Source organism: Novosphingobium sp. GW835-FHT14H07, assembly GCF_058793515.1.
The window spans coordinates 34,824-49,989 of sequence record NZ_JBXAFX010000030.1; the positions used below are offsets into that span (position 1 = coordinate 34,824).

The 15,166-nt window shown below is 63.8% G+C and carries 19 protein-coding genes; 2 read left to right on the plus strand and 17 right to left on the minus strand.

Annotation, left to right across the window (positions count from 1 at the left end; all coding sequences use genetic code 11):
• Window positions 1-67 precede the first annotated feature (67 nt).
• From traU to AC1Q5P_RS18770, 13 genes are read right to left on the minus strand one after another with little or no spacing between them, the layout of a single operon-like run.
• Entirely contained in the window at window positions 68-1,087 is a 1,020-nt protein-coding gene (gene traU / locus AC1Q5P_RS18710) for a conjugal transfer pilus assembly protein TraU (protein ID WP_489009540.1), read from the minus strand.
• Window positions 1,084-1,713, minus strand: coding sequence for a type-F conjugative transfer system protein TraW (gene traW, locus AC1Q5P_RS18715; protein ID WP_129405217.1), 630 nt, complete (start codon window positions 1,711-1,713; stop codon window positions 1,084-1,086). Before traW ends, traU begins: the two co-directional genes overlap by 4 nt.
• A complete protein-coding gene (locus tag AC1Q5P_RS18720; protein ID WP_129405218.1) occupies window positions 1,710-2,231 on the minus strand; it encodes a S26 family signal peptidase in 522 nt (173 codons plus the stop codon). The genes traW and AC1Q5P_RS18720 overlap by 4 nt, the downstream gene beginning before the upstream one ends.
• Entirely contained in the window at window positions 2,228-2,614 is a 387-nt protein-coding gene (locus AC1Q5P_RS18725) for a TrbI F-type domain-containing protein (protein WP_129405219.1), read from the minus strand. Before AC1Q5P_RS18725 ends, AC1Q5P_RS18720 begins: the two co-directional genes overlap by 4 nt.
• Window positions 2,607-2,993, minus strand: a complete 387-nt coding sequence (locus AC1Q5P_RS18730) for a hypothetical protein (protein ID WP_129405220.1) — start codon at window positions 2,991-2,993, stop codon at window positions 2,607-2,609. The genes AC1Q5P_RS18725 and AC1Q5P_RS18730 overlap by 8 nt, the downstream gene beginning before the upstream one ends.
• Entirely contained in the window at window positions 2,993-5,545 is a 2,553-nt protein-coding gene (gene traC, locus AC1Q5P_RS18735; RefSeq protein ID WP_129405221.1) for a type IV secretion system protein TraC, read from the minus strand. Before traC ends, AC1Q5P_RS18730 begins: the two co-directional genes overlap by 1 nt.
• Entirely contained in the window at window positions 5,542-6,165 is a 624-nt protein-coding gene (locus AC1Q5P_RS18740; RefSeq protein WP_129405222.1) for a hypothetical protein, read from the minus strand. Before AC1Q5P_RS18740 ends, traC begins: the two co-directional genes overlap by 4 nt.
• Window positions 6,165-7,034, minus strand: a complete 870-nt coding sequence (locus AC1Q5P_RS18745; RefSeq protein WP_129405223.1) for a DsbC family protein — start codon at window positions 7,032-7,034, stop codon at window positions 6,165-6,167. The genes AC1Q5P_RS18740 and AC1Q5P_RS18745 overlap by 1 nt, the downstream gene beginning before the upstream one ends.
• Window positions 7,031-8,374, minus strand: a complete 1,344-nt coding sequence (locus AC1Q5P_RS18750) for a TraB/VirB10 family protein (protein WP_225011208.1) — start codon at window positions 8,372-8,374, stop codon at window positions 7,031-7,033. The genes AC1Q5P_RS18745 and AC1Q5P_RS18750 overlap by 4 nt, the downstream gene beginning before the upstream one ends.
• The gene (locus AC1Q5P_RS18755; protein ID WP_129405224.1) at window positions 8,374-9,114 is read right to left on the minus strand and encodes a type-F conjugative transfer system secretin TraK; all 741 of its coding nucleotides are present in this window, start codon (window positions 9,112-9,114) and stop codon (window positions 8,374-8,376) included. The genes AC1Q5P_RS18750 and AC1Q5P_RS18755 overlap by 1 nt, the downstream gene beginning before the upstream one ends.
• Window positions 9,115-9,122: 8 nt before the next feature.
• On the minus strand, window positions 9,123-9,686 hold the full coding sequence (locus tag AC1Q5P_RS18760) for a type IV conjugative transfer system protein TraE (protein ID WP_129405225.1): 564 nt from the start codon (window positions 9,684-9,686) through the stop codon (window positions 9,123-9,125).
• 12 nt (window positions 9,687-9,698) lie between these two features.
• Window positions 9,699-9,986: a type IV conjugative transfer system protein TraL gene (gene traL, locus AC1Q5P_RS18765; RefSeq protein ID WP_070157786.1), complete on the minus strand. Its 288-nt coding sequence runs from the start codon at window positions 9,984-9,986 to the stop codon at window positions 9,699-9,701.
• 34 nt (window positions 9,987-10,020) lie between these two features.
• Complete coding sequence (locus AC1Q5P_RS18770; protein ID WP_066559731.1) at window positions 10,021-10,335, minus strand: hypothetical protein; 315 nt, start codon at window positions 10,333-10,335, stop codon at window positions 10,021-10,023.
• Window positions 10,336-10,706: 371 nt separating this feature from the next.
• Between AC1Q5P_RS18770 and AC1Q5P_RS18775 the strand changes: the two genes are divergently transcribed.
• A complete protein-coding gene (locus AC1Q5P_RS18775; protein ID WP_124809283.1) occupies window positions 10,707-11,195 on the plus strand; it encodes a hypothetical protein in 489 nt (162 codons plus the stop codon).
• Entirely contained in the window at window positions 11,188-11,406 is a 219-nt protein-coding gene (locus tag AC1Q5P_RS18780) for a helix-turn-helix transcriptional regulator (RefSeq protein WP_124809284.1), read from the plus strand. Before AC1Q5P_RS18775 ends, AC1Q5P_RS18780 begins: the two co-directional genes overlap by 8 nt.
• Window positions 11,407-12,250: 844 nt before the next feature.
• Here the strand turns inward: AC1Q5P_RS18780 and AC1Q5P_RS18785 are convergent.
• From AC1Q5P_RS18785 to AC1Q5P_RS18800, 4 genes are all read right to left on the minus strand, one after another.
• Window positions 12,251-13,057: a DUF7017 domain-containing protein gene (locus AC1Q5P_RS18785; protein WP_124809285.1), complete on the minus strand. Its 807-nt coding sequence runs from the start codon at window positions 13,055-13,057 to the stop codon at window positions 12,251-12,253.
• A gap of 9 nt (window positions 13,058-13,066) precedes the next feature.
• A complete protein-coding gene (locus tag AC1Q5P_RS18790) occupies window positions 13,067-13,711 on the minus strand; it encodes a hypothetical protein (protein WP_124809286.1) in 645 nt (214 codons plus the stop codon).
• A complete protein-coding gene (locus AC1Q5P_RS18795) occupies window positions 13,708-14,046 on the minus strand; it encodes a hypothetical protein (protein WP_124809287.1) in 339 nt (112 codons plus the stop codon). Before AC1Q5P_RS18795 ends, AC1Q5P_RS18790 begins: the two co-directional genes overlap by 4 nt.
• A gap of 187 nt (window positions 14,047-14,233) precedes the next feature.
• Complete coding sequence (locus AC1Q5P_RS18800) at window positions 14,234-14,935, minus strand: DUF4158 domain-containing protein (protein WP_255631073.1); 702 nt, start codon at window positions 14,933-14,935, stop codon at window positions 14,234-14,236.
• Between the last annotated feature and the right edge of the window lie 231 nt (window positions 14,936-15,166).

A 15,166-nucleotide genomic window follows, 5' to 3' on the forward strand; every position in this document is an offset into this window, starting at 1 on the left:
GTCGATCGTCAGCAAGACGATCAGAGGTTAGAACATTGTTTTCACGCCATAATAACCTCCTGCGCCGTCACGGCGCTCGCGCGCAGCAGTTCCGCTTGCGCCAGACGAGGTAGCCCATGTCCTCGCCGATCGCGGGGATGACCTGTCCAGCCGATTGAAAGGTGGTGGCGGCGCCGATCGGGGGGCAGGCATAGCGCCCCTTGGTCGCCGGGTTCGGATTGGTGGCTTGGAAGCGGTATTGCTGCTTGCGCATCACCGGCATCAGGTACTTGCCGCAGAGCCCCTTGCTGCCCATCGTGCCCCAGGCGACGAGCTCGCGGTGGAGCTTGTAGGCAAAGCGCGAGAGCACGAGCCGCGAAGCCTGGACATGCCCGATCGAGGCCGAGACATTGCCGTTCATCGGGTACATCGAGCCCTGGCAGCCCGCGCACCAGAACATCTCGTCAACCGGCAGGTGGACCGTCGAGGACACACAATCGGCCGCGCAGGCGGCGAGCGCGAGCGGGTTGGCGAAAAGGACCGCCTCGGGATTGATGATCGCGGTGAGTTCGCTGTCCTGCCAGAGCGGATCGATCTCTGAGATGTAGAGAATGTCGATCGAGCCCGATTCCAGGCACAGGAAATCGGTGACGATCTCCATCCAGTAGATCAGCGGATAGGCGTACCAGTGGACATGCCAGCTCGAGTAGTTCTGGCTCGCCCCGCCGATCGCCGACGGCCCCTTGATCGAGCGAAACCCGATATCGAAGCCCGGATCGAGCTTCATCCCGCCCAGATTGACGAAGCACCAGGGCTTCATGCTGACGTCAGCAAGCCGGACCGGCTCCCAGAATCCCATGGCGATGCCGGGGCGCAAACCGCACAGGCATAGCGGCAGAGTCGGGTTGGAGGGATCAGGACGGCTCGACGGCCAGATCTTGAGGCCCCCTACCGAGATCGGAAACAGGCACGACCAGCAGATGTCGGTAATCGGGTTGACGAAGCTACCGGTGCAGCGGCCCGGACCCGCATCGGCACTGGCTGGACTGGCCAGCGCCAGACCGAGGCTTGCGAGCATGACCGCAGCCAGACGACGAAGATGTGTCATGGGCGGGCTCCTTGGCGAAGCGGAAGAACGATCTCGCTGACTTCGAGCGCGCGGCCTCGCTGACGCACCCGCGCCGGCACCGCCCCGATCCCGAAGTGGCGAATGAGTTTGCCGCCCTGGTCGAAGTAAAAGCGTCGCTGCCGAGCCTTCATCAGCTCGAGCGGCGCACCCTTGGTCAAAATGAGTTTCGCAGCTCCCGACTGGCTCAGCGCCCAGCTGAGCTGATCGGGATCGTCGCCGTCGAAGAACAGGAGCTCTGCGCGCAGGGGTACGCGGTCGAGCGGGTTCACCCTCGTGCCGCGTGCATGAATGAGCTCGCCCTTGGGCCCTCGAATATCGGTCTCGAGCGCAATGGTCGGGTCAAAGCTCCAGCGACGGGCGGCGCTCGCGCGGACCAATCCGGAGACCGGCTCGGGCCGATTGACCCGGGCCGTGGTGCGCCGCTGCAGTTCCTGGTTCAGCCGCTCCGTCTCGCCCGACTTTTCCATCGCGGTCAGCCGCGTATGGATCTGCTCGAGGAGATCTCGCTCGATCACCAGGAAGACCGCGCCGTGCTGACCATAGTCACGGGCCTCGGCCGCAGGGACGCAGGCAAGGCAGAGCGGAAGGATCAGTGTACGCCTCACAGGATCGCCCTCCCGCTGCCAAGAATGTGGCCACGGCAGGCAAAGCCCACTTCGGCATAGCGGCTGTCGAAGCCGCGCGGGTGGTCGCTCCCGACATAGTAGCAACCGCGCGGGATAACCCCTTCGGGGCCGGGGCTGAGTGTCAACCCGAGACGGGTGCGCGCGAGGCGCGCCCCGACCTTGCGTCCGTTGACCAGGACCTCGGCGCCCTCGTGGCTCACCACATCGCCCGGCAGGCCGATCACGCGCTTGCCGAAGAGATGCGGCCCCTTCCCGAAATGCCTCTCCAGCATCGCCGAGGCTGGCGGCTCAAAGAAGATCAGGCTGCCGCGTGCGATCGGCGCCGATTTGTCTAGCCAGAAGGCCCAGTTCGGCAGGCTCGGGCTCGCATTGATGAGGAAAGCATGATCCTCACCGAAAGCGGCAATCGGCGCCCAGGCAAACGGAAGGGCGACAATCCCCGTGAGGAGCAAGGGACGCCGGACGCGGCGCAGCGTGCGGGCGACAAGATCCGTCATGGCCGCTTCTCCCGGCCAAGCTTGGCGGCAACGCGCTGCTCGAGTTCAGCCGTGGCATCGGGCACGTTACTGCTGAGGACCGCTTCGGCGACCAGCACCACCCGGCCATTGCTGCCCATCTCGCGCACCGCAGCCTCGGCGGCCTGGAGGTAAGCCAGCGTTCGTGCCTGCCCATCCTCGGGCGCCTTCCCGCTGCGCGCTTCGGCATCGACGAAGCGCGCGATCGTTTCGGAGAGGCGCACGGTGACGATCTGCTCGCGGGGACGCGCTACTTCGCGGCTGACCCAGGCACCCCAAAGAAGGAGGCAGACCGCAAGGAGAACCGCGCCCAGACGCAGCACCAGTGTGCGATTAAAGGGCTGTAATAGGGTCGTGTCAGCCATTGTCGGTCTCCTGGGAAGCAGGCGGAGCGAGCGTCTTTTCGAGGCGCTTCAAAAACCGCGGTGCGCGCGCCAGCAGGACGCCGAGCGAGGTCGCGAGGAACACGCCCTGGAGGTCCTGCGAGAAGGCGATCCGCCGGATTGCGTCCGCATCGCGGTAGTGGTCGGCAAGATTGGCGAGCTGCGTGAACAGGAGCCCGAGGTCCCAGCCCGCGAGGAACAGGAACGCAAAGAGCGGCAGGCCGAGCACAATCAGCAGGGTCGAGACGGCAAAGCGCGACGCTTCGATGAGGACGAAACATGTCCCCTGCAGAAACGGCAGCAAACGCGGCTGCGGCGACCACACCCCGATGTGGTCGAAGGGCGTCTGGTGGAAGGCCATCAGCGCTCTCCCTGGCTGAGGCCCGCAACCTTGCGGATCGCATCGGCAAGCGGCATGCCGCGCGCCTCGAGCGCCTGGATCGCGGCGTAGGTGTCGGGATCGGACGAGAAGATCGTCGCCGAGAGCGGGTCGAGCACCAGACGGCCGATGGCCTCGGTCTCAGGCCCCTTGATGAAGATCTCGGAATACTCCGCGCCCGAGCGCTTCAGCGACCGGATCAGGGTCTCGGTGCGATCGTCCATGTCGAGCCGGGCGCTCTGCCGGAAATCGGCAATCGTCTCGGCCTTCTGCTGGAGGATCAGCATCCAGTCGCTGTTTTCGAGTGCCGCGCGCGCGCCGTCAGACTTGTAGTAGTCGTTCAGGGACTGGGTGGCGGTCGCAAGCGCGCCGCCATATTTGCGCGCGGTGCGAGCATAAGTCTCGACGAATTCGCCCATCGAGCCGCCCCGCAGCATTGACCAGGCCTCGTCGATCAGCAGCAGCTTACGCGTTGCTCGCGACGTGCGCGTCATGGCCTGGCCGGTCATGAACATGATCGCCGAGAGGACCACGCTCCTGAGTTCCTCGCGGCTCGCAAGGTCGCTCATCTCGAAGACGGTGAAATCATCGTCGAGCGCGAAGCTGGCCTGCCCTGAAAAGAACCCGCCATAGCTGCCGCCCCGGCAGTAGGGCGCGATCGCGGTCGCAAGATTGACGCCGAGCTCGCCGCCGCCCTGTTCGAGGGCCGCCGCGATATCGTCGATGCCGCCGCCGCTGCCGAGCGTGTCCCAGACCGTCGTCACCGCTCGGTCGATGAGGCCGCGCTCGGTATCGCTCGGCTTGTCATCGTGCCGCGCCATCTGGCCGATGATCGCCTTGATCATCGCGAAGCAATCGAGCCGGTAGTCTTCATCGCCCGCCGCCCGGGCATCGTCGACCATCGAGAAGGGATTGAGCGAGAAGCCCGCCGCCAGCGTGAACTCGACGAACCGGCCGCCCTGAAGCTTCACCGAATGCTCGAACGAACGGCCATCGTCGATCACGACGACCTTGGCGCCCGCGCCGCGAAGGGCCGCGCAAAGCTCCTGGAGCAGGACCGACTTGCCCGACCCCGACTTGCCGCAGATGGCGATGTTATGGTTGCCGGCCCCATTCTCGAACGGCGACCACCAGAAGGGCTGGCCGCGGCGACCGACCAGCAGGAGATGGGGCACGGCGCGACCGAGATATTCGCCCTGCATCGGCGCGATATTGGCCGCCGTGGTCGAAAGCATGGTGCGCATGCGCTTCAGGCGCAGCATGTCGTCGGCCAGCCCATCGGCGAGGCTTAAGGGGAAGGCTGCAACCAGGCCCTGGAGCTGGAGAAAGCGCTCGTCGGCGAGATCCCAGCCTGCCGCCTTGAAGATCGCCTTGATGACGCGTTCATGCGCGTCGCCCTGGCCGAGCGGCGAATAGCTGGTGAGCCCGTAGAACAGCTTCACCAGCTTCTTGCCGGCCTGCAGTTCGTTTTGGACGTGCCGCCACTCGGCAGACTGGTCGGCAAGCTTGGGCAGGAAACGCGCACTCTTGGTCTGGCTCAGGCTCGTGGTGCGCATGAACTTGTAGCCGGCGCGCGCCGAGGCGGCTTCCTGGTCGGGATAGACCAGACACAGCATGGTCGCGGTGGGGCAAGGAAAACGCAGCTTGTCGGTGAACATGTCGCCGATGAGGCGCGCACATTCCCAAGGCGCCCAGCGTTCGGGGAACGCGCGCACGGCAAAATGGCGCAGATCGAAGCTATCGGGCAGGCATTCGCCGACTTCGGGATGGCCCGCGCGGTCGCGGCCGATCTCGCGGAACCGCTCGGTTCGCAGCACCATGCGGTCGTCTTCAACCTCGATCTCGATGTCGCTGCGGATCGCCTGGGCGTCGATCTGCTCGAGCGGATTCCAGCTTTCGCGCTCGGGTTCGCGGGCCGTGGTCGGCGAGGTCAGTTCGTCGATCAGCCCGATCAGCGCCGAGGGCCGCAGCGCATGGGCTTCAAGGCCGAGCGAATGAATGAGACCCAGGAGCCCCTCGCGGCATTCGGCGAGTTCGGCATCGGCGACATGCGCGCTTTCTGGCACGCCCAAAGAGACGATCAGACGGCTGCTGCGGACATGGAAGGGCGCGTGCGCCGACCCGCTCTCCCAGACGAGATCGTAGAACCGGGCGATCCGCTCCCGCGCGATCGCTTCGTAAATCCCGCCCTGCTCGTAGCGGGGTGCGAACCACGGCGAGACGACCTGCCCAATGCGGGGGCTCGCGAAATTGAGCACCTGGAGGCAGGCGCCCTGGGGCAGCCCTTCAGAGAAGAACTGACCTAGGATCTCGCCAGTGCGCTCATCAGCGCCGATGAGCGGCGTCACCTCGAGAATGAAGCCCTTGGAGCGGGCATTACGGTAAAGCCCGGCGCTCTCGTCGAAGACCCGGTACGGGAGCCAGTCCGAGAACATGTCGAGGCCGAAGCTCATGCGCGGCTTTTCCGCCGAGGCCGTGTCCGCAAACAGCGAGCCCATCAGCGCATCGCGCGCGCTGGCAAGCGAGAGAGTCATGGTTTTTGACCTTCCTGAGAAGCGGGCTCCTCATGGTGTGCATCAGGGTGGGGGACCCGGGCCGGGAGGGAGGCAGTCCCGGGTCCCCCGGCCGGCGCGTGCTGCAAGGGGGCAGTCAGCACGTCCGGCACGGCGGTGGTGGTAGGATCGGCAGGAAGATCGGCCGGGGGACCGACCGGGCGCGGCGGCTCCGCCGCGCTCTCGGGATGACGAGCGGCGCTCACTGCACGGGCGAGTGCCCGAGCGACTTCGCGGCGGCTCGCCGGATCCTGAAACTGGCTGGCCGCGCTCGTCGGCAGCGGCACCTCGACGACCCGCGCTTCATGCGTCCGCCCATCTGCGTCGCGATAGGCCGCGAGCACGACGCGCAGCCGTCCTTTGGATATCTCCGGCTGGATGCGGGCCGATGGCTGCCTCATCGCTTCGGGCGTTTTGCCGGAAGCCTGGGTGGCCGCTTCATCGATCACCGAAGTCGGCGCGCAATTGCCCTCCGGTGCCCGGCACGAGAAGCTCCCTTTGACGTTGCCGCCGAGCACCGTGCAGCCGCTGGTGATGACAACGAGGGCAGCGAGCGCCGCAAGACGCAGCGGTGCGAGTGAATGTCTGTCGGAGCGGTGCATCACTGGCCTCCCTTGTTCGGGGTGAGGCCAAGGAAGCGGCGGATCTCGCTCGCCGGGCGATAGCCCTGCAGAACCGCGCCATCGCTCGCCCGCACCAGCACCGGGGTGCCGTTGAAGCCATTCGTTTTGGCGAAAGCCTCGTTTGCATCGAGGCCCTTGGGCTTGCAGCCCGGTCGCGCCTTCGGCGCCTCACCGGCATAGGCGGCATGGAGCGCGGCGGCCGGATCGGACGCGCAGAGGACGGCCTCAGACAGCGCCCGGCTCTTGGCGCCGAAGATCGAGATCGGCCGTTCCTCGACCTGGACGTTCGCCTTCGTGAGTTCGCCGGTCAGCCGCTGGCAGTAGCCGCAGTGGAAGTCCGAAAAGACCACCACCTTGGGACCTGCCGGATTGCCCCAGCGCACAGCGCCATCGGCGGGCAACTTGGCGAGATCGACCTTGGTCGGGACCGCGTTCGCCGGCTCTTCGTCCTGCGCCTTGCTCTCGGCGCCCGCGCGCGCTGCGCCGGCGGCGATGAGGTCAGGGTTGAGCTCGAGCAGGCGCGCTGCCGTCACATCTCGGCGCGTCTCCATATCGTAGAGCCGCCCCACCAGGAGGTAGCGGGCAGACGCATCGACGTAGAACAGCGTGCTCCCCGACACGACCTCGCACAGCCCGCCGAAGCCCTCGCAAGTGAGTGCGTCGATCGGCGTCTTGGGAAGGCGTGCCTTGAGTGCAGCGCGCACGGCGCTCGAGGTGTCGCTCGCCTGGGCCGGCGCAGACGTCACCGCCGCGAGACCGAGGCTGACGACGGCGAAGGCCGTCGTGAGGGCAAGCGCTGCCGTTGCGGCGCGGGCTTTGAAACCCGGCCGGAAATCCGTGTAATTCATTTCGTGTTGCTCCTGACGTGAACGCCGTCGAGAAAGACGATCTCGACCTCGATGCCGGTCGGCATCTCGACGACGGGTTGGTATTGTTCGGCGCGTTCGATGAGGTACTTGCTCACCGTATCGGCGGCCTCGCCGGCGCCCTGGCCGATGCCGCCCGTGACAATGTCGGTCGGCGAAAGTGCCTGCCGCTTGCCATCGGCCCCGATCTGACCGGTGAAGATGCCGTTGGCATTGGCAGAGAAGCCCCGGCCAAAGCCGCCGACGATGCCGGCAAGGAGGGCTTGGCCAACCAGACTGCCTTCGCGGCTGACGACACGGCCACGCACGCCCGACTTGCCGGCAAAGCTGATGAAGCCTTTGACCTCGCTCACCGCATAGCGGCCGCCCGGCTGCGCGCAGGTCATGCGCGCCAGCTTCACATAGACTTTCTCGCTGCTGAGATCGCCGCGGGCCGCGCCGTTGACGAGGCAGCCGGTGATGTCGGTCGTCAGCACCTTGCCGCCGCGCATGACCGAGCGTGCCGGGCCGGTAATCCGCAGCACCACTGGGAGCGGATCGGTCTGGCTGGCGACACCGGTCGAGGCGTCGACCCCGACAATGACCCGCGCCGGCGCATAGCTGTTGGGCGGCAGGTAATCGGGGCTGTCCTGCAGCAGGAGCTGCGGGGCGGCGGTGTCGCCGGCCGGCTTCTTGGGTCCGGCACCGCCGGTCTCGAAGCTCATCAGGCTGACCTTGGCATCCGCTGACGGGCCATCGGCGGCCTGCCGATTTGCACCGGGCGCCGGGTTGCCAGCACCCGGAGTGACACCAGGGCCATAGGCTGGGGGCGGCATGACCGGTGCAGCCGATGCGCGCGAGGTCTGGTCGAGCTGTACCTTCAAGGCCGCGTTCTCTGCCGAGATCGCATCGATCGCGTGCTGACCGTCGGTGCGCATCTGCGCATTTTCGGCCTTGAGCGCGGCGAGCTGCTGCTCGAGCTCGGGGCGCGAAACCTGGCCTTCCTTGAGCGCCTTGATCTCGCGGTCCTGGGCATCGGCCCGGTTGCCGTAGGTCGCGACAAACTCGCGTTCGGACAGGTTGCGGTTGACGAGCCCGCCGGTGTCGATCGTCACCGCTTCGCCGGAATCACCCGAGCCTTTGTCGTTGTCGCCGCTGAACAGGAACGTCGCGCCGCCAACGAGGGCGATGGCGCCGACACCAATGAGCAAAGCCTTCTGCCGCTGGGCAATCTGGCGATTGAGGTTACGGCGTCCGACTTCGCGCCGGCTCTCAGGGGTGGCGGCCACCTGGCCGTTGTCGGCTGCGGTTTCACCGCCTGACCGTTCGGTTTCTTGTGCCATTACTCGAGCCCTCCCTTGCGGAAGACAAGGAAGGCGCTGGTCGTCTCGCCAGGGCGCAGCGCATCGCGGCCATAGGCAAAGGCGATGGTTCCGGCCGGACCCTCCCGGTCGGCCGCAAGGTCAAGCGGCTCCTTGCCGAGGTTGCGTAAGACCAGGCGCTGCCCGACGAGCTCGGCACCGGAGTATTCCGCGACCAGCTGGACTTCGATCCCACCGGTCTTGCGGGGGAGCCCCAGTTCGGCGCGAGCCGAAAAGCCGGGAAGGACCGCATCCCCTGCCATGGCCTCGATCAGGCGGATCGCCGCCTCGTCGGGACCTGCCGCCTGCTCCCAGTCTTCGGCCTCGTGGGTCTTCAGCGCAGGGTTGGTGACGAAGATCTGGCTCGCCTCTTGGGCAGCCGTCCGGCACGCGAACTTGTAGACGTAGCCCGCCTTGCTCGTGGCAAAGAAGCCCACCCGGTCGGCGGCAAACTGCGGCGGGACCGAAATGTAAATGTCGCCGCGGACCGGCTCATGGGTCACAGTGAAATCGTTGTAGGGATATGCGCTGGCGATCTTCGAGACGTTGGCAAAGCCATCGTCGATGAGCGCAATGCGGGTCAGCTCGCCGCGCGAGAGCACGCAGTCGATCTTGGCGTTGTCGGCCGCTTCGACGAATTGGTCGGCAAAGGCCGGGGACACGCTGAACGCGAGGGCGCACAGGGCGGCGCCAAGCGCGGTCGTGGGGGTAAGATAGCTCATGGCCGTCTTCAGTCCTTCTGGCTTTGGTCTTGCAGCTGCTCGAAGCCGGTGAGCCCAAGGGCGAGGCCGTGCCGGCTCCAGCGGAACCGGAAGCTGCGATCGTTGCTGGCGATCACCTGCGCGCCGACGAAGGTCTTGAGCGTGCCGGTGACGGTCGAAGTGAGGGCGGCCGGGTCGACCTCCATCTTGCGGATGACGAAGACCTGGCTGATGTCCGAGCCGCGCTGCTCGTCGACGATCTTGACGAGCTCGGCCTTGAGGCGGCCGTGAGCGGCCGGATCGGCGAGCTTCAGGATCTCGGCCATCCAGTAGTCGAGGCCTTGCGGGCTCCGATTGAGCAGCATCAGCGCAGTGTCGCGGGTGACGAGCTCGAGGTAGTGCGCGTCCGGTCCGGCGCTGGAGAGCGAGAGCCGTTCGCTGGTCACCGGGACCAGCACAACCTCCCGGTCCCGGGTTGCCGCTGCCCCCACGCTAAGCAGCGTGGTGACAGCCAGACCGCCGGCGACCAGAGCCAGCCAATTGCGCTGGCGCAGGTATTTCTGGGCCTCTTCGTATGCGAATTCTGCGCGCATCGCTTGTCTCCCTCAGCCGGCCAGGAGGCGGCAATGGGAGGGCGGCGTGGCCTTCAGCCCGAGGAAACCCCCGGGCATGTACCAGTAGGCAGCATGCACCAGCGCCGAGCCCGCGTTTCCGGATTTCGCCTTCCGCAAGACGAACCAGGCCGCAAAGGCGAGAGCGATCCCGATGAAGATGTGCTGCGCCAGGATCCCCCAGGCAAAGGGGATCAACAGCCCCGCGAACTCGTCGATGGTCCAGAAGCCGATGAGCTCCGGATCGTCGAGCCGTTGGGGAACGAGGTACTTGTCGGCCATGATGCCGCCCTCCCGCCGTGACCGGATCCGCTGATCAGATGACCGCGGTCACGACCGAGGTGACGATCGGCACGCCGGTGCCGACGCCGATGCCGACGCCCACCGGGACGGCGATCTGGCCGAGCGTGAAGCGACCCGAAGCGAGGCCGATGAGGCCACCCGCGAGGCTGAGCACGGTGATGATCTTGCCGCCCGAGCCCTCGAGAAAATCGGTGAACTTCACGAGAGCGGGATCGAAGGTGGTGTCGGCGCCGGCATAAGCCGCGCCGGCACCGGCGAGCGCCACCAGCGCGGGCAGGATGTAGTCCTTGAGCTGGGTACGCCGGGGAAGCTGGAGAGGGGTATTCATGAGGCAGGGCCTTTCGAGGATTGAAGGAACAGCAAGCGGCGAACCGTTCGCTGTCTGTTCTTCGTGATCCCTCGATGGGCCTGTAGGAAATCGCGACCGTCGTTCGAGGCCTGCCGACTAAGCAAAAAGCGACATCCACCGGTGTGTGAGCCGGGAATCGCGCTGCCTTGATCTCTTTGAGCGCCGATCTGGCCGAAGATCGCGCGAACCGGGCCGGAGTCTGCGCCGAAGCGGTCGGTCTCTGCGCGAATCGCTGAGCGCGACTGATTCGCGCCTTCCTCAATGTTCCTTTTATGTTCTTTTCGTTTTCCTACAGCCTTCCTCTTCCGATAGCCGGTGAGTCGATCATTCAAGCCAGAGGAGAAACAGCAATGATCGACATGGGCGTACTTGGTGAAAGCCAGACCCGGCGCGACCTCGCGCACCTTCTGCACACGGCGGTCGAACGGAGCGGTCGCAACCGCTGCGAAATCGCGCGTGAGGCAGACCTTCATAAAGACGCGCTACGCCGGACGCTGTGCGGCGAACGAAGCCCGAGCCTTGGCGAAGCGCTGCGCATCCTCGCCTCATCCGGCATGGCGCCGCACGCTCACCTGCTGCTGTTCTTGGGGGCCGGCGGCGACCAGGCAACCCGGTGGCTTCAGACCGACATCGCCCAATTCTTCGAGGAACTGGTCGGCGAACTTCCCTCCGCGCTCGAGCGCGTCCTTGGCAACCAGGTCCATGACGTGAAGCCCCGTTGGGCCAAGGGAACAGCCCACCGGGTGGCGAGGCTTCTTTCCGACCACATCGACGAGCTCGAACGCAAGGATGCACTGCTGGGTGAAGGCGGTACGGGCTTCGGAGGGCGTCATGGCTGAAACAGAACCATTGGCTTCAACTGAGCAACGCCGAATCACCCGTCTCATCCGGCTAAAGGAGGTCCAACATCGCGTCGGTCTCGGCCGATCCACGATCTACCGGTGGATGGCTGAAGGGAAGTTCCCGAAACCGGTTCAGCTGGGTGGATATGCCGTCGCGTGGGCGCAAGAGGACATCGACGATTGGATCTGCAATAAACGCGAAATCTGATTCTGAAGGCCCCCATGTCACTGACGATATTCAAGGAATTCGCTCCGGTGCTCGCCCAGCTCAGCGATGCCGAAATCAACCATCCGCAATCTGATCCAAAATTGCAGATGGCTGGCGAACGCATCGGCGCGCGCCATGTAGAGATGATTTACGCTCCTTTCGATCACATCAACCCGTCGGCCCGCGTCGTTATCATTGGTATGATACCGGGCCGGTTTCAGGCCACCAATGCACTGCGCGCTGCGCGAACTGCATTGGTGCAAGGTCGACCAATCGAAGAGGCGGCGGCTGCCGCCAAGACTTTTGCCAGCTTCTCGGGCGAACCCATGCGGACCAACCTCATCCGCATGCTCGACGCCATCGGCCTTGCGAAATGGCTGGGACTGCCCTCCGCGGCCGCGCTATGGTCCGAACGGAATGACCTGGTCCACTTTACCTCGGCTCTTCGCTATCCGGTTTTCGTCGACGGACAGAATTGGTCTGGCACGCCCGATATGGTGAAGACACCAACTCTGCGTCATTGGTTGGAAGCTTACACTGGTCAGGAACTGCGCGCCTTGCCTGACGCTATCCTCGTGCCCCTTGGTCCAAAAGTTGCTACGGCGATGCAGGCCTTGGCGGCTCAAGGCCTACTCGACGAACGGCGCATCTTGGTCGGTCGCCGCATCCCAGCGGGGCCAATGCCGAGAGAATTGCCTACTTCTTGGGCGACAAAGCAGCAGAGCGCTGCTCAGCCAAGACCAACACCGCCACGATTTCGCAGGCCAAGGTTGACCTGCAGGCTCGAGTTCGCGCTTTCACCAATGCCTGAGCATGCCATCAGTGCGATCGCTCACAAAAAACGTTATAATACTGACGCTTCATTCGGGCCGGATGAGACCCGCACGGCACGCCAACCGATCTTGCCGGTCTTGCCGGTCTTGCCGGTCTTGCCGGTCTTTTCCGCGCGTCTAACCGCAAGGCAAGAAACGTCGTATTTTTGCCCTGTAGCGAAAATCACTGCCAAATCAGGCGGTACGAAAATGTCATCCCGGGGAGTGCGGATGAAGGCGAAGGACTTGCCTTCGTGACGCTCCAATCGCCCCGACATTGTTTCGCACAAGCCCGGCAATTCGACAGCTTGTGAGGACCGCCAGTCCAACGGTGGACCGTCGGGTTCTGCGCGCCCCACTTCCAAAGTTGTCCCTGCTACGAGGTCGGCAATCTGGGGGAACCTGGCGTGTTTCAGCGCAATTCCCGAATTTACGCCCGTGGCAATATAGCTGAGCGCCTTGTCCTTGTTAACGTGATCAACGACCCCTTGGACATAGGTAAGGCTCTTGCGATCCAAACTGCGAAGAAGTGCCGTTGCCGCCGAACTCGCATCGGGCAAATCTTGCATGCTGCCATCGCCATTGATGCGCGAAAACCACTCGCTGCTTGCTGACTGCTGCAGTTCCTGGGGGATCTTGTACCCTGACTGTTCGCGGTATTTAAGCGCAAGCGATGTTTGGCGGGCAGCTTCGGCGTAGCGCTTTGCCAACGCAAGTCGATGGGCGAGATGGATGCGAATTTTCGCCACCTCTTGCTCTTCTCTTGCGAGTTGAGTGGCGTACACAAAACAGATCAACGCATCGTCGGGCCGTGACTTCTCGAGTATCTCGCCGAGCAAGGCCCAGGTCTAAGCGGCGCGGGACTGGCGCCGTAAGACCGGTGCCAAGCGCTTGATCGCAAGTTCATCTTCTCCGCGAGCCAGGTGAGCTTTGCTCTGGTAGTAATTTAGCCACTGATCGCTGGGATTTTCGACTAATGATTTGTCGAGAATGCCCAATCCCCAGTCAATCAACTCGGAAGACGATTGACCATCGGCAAGACGTGCTGCAGCTTCTCTGCAGATCGCACGTCGGAAGCGCTGTTCCAGGCTGTCGATTGTTTTGCCTTTGTCATTGACGAACGGCTGCCGATCATCATCGGAAAAATCATCTGTCCCGGCCCAACGCGCAAATCCGAGAAACTCGCGCCAGTCCTTCGAAACCTTGCCCGCCAGACGCAGCATCTGGGAAAAGGCGGTATCGCGTCGCAGAAGGTCTGCGAACTTGACAAATTCCCGCATGGATGGCGTGAATTGGTTGTTCAATTCAGTGGCGGACAAATGACCTGTCTCGTAGCGCCCCACCACATCCTTCATCTGGTCATAGAGCACCCAGGCGTATGCGCGCAGAAACCAGACATCGCGAGCATTCGCTTCGTAATTTTGTCTGGCCACATCCAATGCCTCGGATGAACGCCCCTGCTTTCGCAGTTTAAAGATTGTGTCGGATGTCATGGGTTGGTCGCTGCATCCGCTGACATCAGCCTCTGCACATCCTCGTAAAGCCCTTTGGTGCGGCCCGGACCGCCAACTTCCTGCGCGGCCGTCCAGGTCGACTTGCTGTTGAACGAAAAGTCGATATCCCCGCGTCGTGAAGCATCGGCAAAACTGACACGCAGACGATATGGAGATAATTCAACGCCGGTGCGTGCGATAGGCGACCCAGCCAGCGCACGGTCCATCAAGTCGAGGAACTTTTGGATGAATGCGTCCGGCCGGATGGCATCTTTCTTCCCGGCCACCTCGCCGAGAATGTCCAGCGCCTCACCGGCAAGGAGGCGGTCTGACACCGACCCTGGAGCCTCCGGGCTTGTCGCCAAAGATCGGCGATCCGGTAATCAATCATCCCCAAACCATCGTCGGTGAGACGCAAAAGTTGCAGTCGCAGGAAGCACGCCAGTTCGAGAATTTTGCGCTCACCGCGCATCCGCCTGAGCGTCGCGGGCTTGCGGTACAACATCGATCGCGCCTGAGCTTTCAGCATTCCGGTCGACAAGCCGAGGTCCAGCTTGTCGGCACCAAGCTTTTCAAGAAATCGATCTTCGCGATATGGTCGGCGAGGCCTTTGGTCTTACGAGAGGATGGGCCGTCTCGAAGCCATTCGAGCCGCGTTTTGCCGGTTGTTATCGTCTCCGACAGTCCCGGCAGCCAGGCCTTCGTCTGCTCCGCTCCGACTGCGGTCATGACGCCGGCCAACAGCCCCGCATCATGGTGGCGCCGGGCGGCTATTGCCGAACTCCTCAGTCGCCGCGAGGGAAGTTGGATATAGCGATGGTCAGCGATCCATGCACGCGCAGCTCGTTCTAAGTCGTCCGCCAGGAATTTGTCGCCGGCCTCGCGTCGCAGATGGCCGTTTAGCGCGCGTTCGCCATGTTCGGTGAGGTCGCGCAAACCCAGAGCCCGCTTGGCCACCTCCTGGTGCTCAAAAAGGGTGCGCCGTCGACGATACAGCGCACGGATCGAAGCCAGGTGCGGCGGCGCAATTTCGAGTTCAGCGCCCAAATGAGCCAGCACACGCGTTGGAATCATCTCAACGGAATTGAGCGGCGTTCCGGCGAGCCGCAGGAAACCGATCTGCAGCGCCACGCCCAACCTGTACAATGGACGACGTCGGCGGTTGACAGTTCGCCGCTCATCCTCGGCGAACGAGAAGAAATGCGCAATTTCAGAATCGGTCAAGTCGTCTGGAAACCGGTCCCCACCAAGATATTGTCGAAGTGGTGCGCCCACGACTCGATCCTCCTTAGGATGAGCCTACACACCGCAGGCAAAAGGTCGTAAAATCTGGCGGCCAATAAATATCAATGGCTTACTGATTTCTATCGATGTTAAATCTTAGAGCCCGAACCGAAAGTTGTTGAGCAATACCAGCATGTTGTGATTCACGCCTCTTTGCGAAGAGAAGGAGTG

Bases quoted from the DNA above. Each gene is read 5' to 3' on its own strand.
- traU (WP_489009540.1), bottom strand. From the start codon at position 1,087: ATGACACATCTTCGTCGTCTGGCTGCGGTCATGCTCGCAAGCCTCGGT.
- AC1Q5P_RS18720 (WP_129405218.1), bottom strand. From the start codon at position 2,231: ATGACGGATCTTGTCGCCCGCACGCTGCGCCGCGTCCGGCGTCCCTTG.
- AC1Q5P_RS18725 (WP_129405219.1), bottom strand. From the start codon at position 2,614: ATGGCTGACACGACCCTATTACAGCCCTTTAATCGCACACTGGTGCTG.
- AC1Q5P_RS18730 (WP_129405220.1), bottom strand. From the start codon at position 2,993: ATGGCCTTCCACCAGACGCCCTTCGACCACATCGGGGTGTGGTCGCCG.
- traC (WP_129405221.1), bottom strand. From the start codon at position 5,545: ATGACTCTCTCGCTTGCCAGCGCGCGCGATGCGCTGATGGGCTCGCTG.
- AC1Q5P_RS18740 (WP_129405222.1), bottom strand. From the start codon at position 6,165: ATGCACCGCTCCGACAGACATTCACTCGCACCGCTGCGTCTTGCGGCG.
- AC1Q5P_RS18745 (WP_129405223.1), bottom strand. From the start codon at position 7,034: ATGAATTACACGGATTTCCGGCCGGGTTTCAAAGCCCGCGCCGCAACG.
- AC1Q5P_RS18750 (WP_225011208.1), bottom strand. From the start codon at position 8,374: ATGGCACAAGAAACCGAACGGTCAGGCGGTGAAACCGCAGCCGACAAC.
- AC1Q5P_RS18755 (WP_129405224.1), bottom strand. From the start codon at position 9,114: ATGAGCTATCTTACCCCCACGACCGCGCTTGGCGCCGCCCTGTGCGCC.
- AC1Q5P_RS18760 (WP_129405225.1), bottom strand. From the start codon at position 9,686: ATGCGCGCAGAATTCGCATACGAAGAGGCCCAGAAATACCTGCGCCAG.
- traL (WP_070157786.1), bottom strand. From the start codon at position 9,986: ATGGCCGACAAGTACCTCGTTCCCCAACGGCTCGACGATCCGGAGCTC.
- AC1Q5P_RS18770 (WP_066559731.1), bottom strand. From the start codon at position 10,335: ATGAATACCCCTCTCCAGCTTCCCCGGCGTACCCAGCTCAAGGACTAC.
- AC1Q5P_RS18775 (WP_124809283.1), top strand. From the start codon at position 10,707: ATGATCGACATGGGCGTACTTGGTGAAAGCCAGACCCGGCGCGACCTC.
- AC1Q5P_RS18780 (WP_124809284.1), top strand. From the start codon at position 11,188: ATGGCTGAAACAGAACCATTGGCTTCAACTGAGCAACGCCGAATCACC.
- AC1Q5P_RS18790 (WP_124809286.1), bottom strand. From the start codon at position 13,711: ATGACATCCGACACAATCTTTAAACTGCGAAAGCAGGGGCGTTCATCC.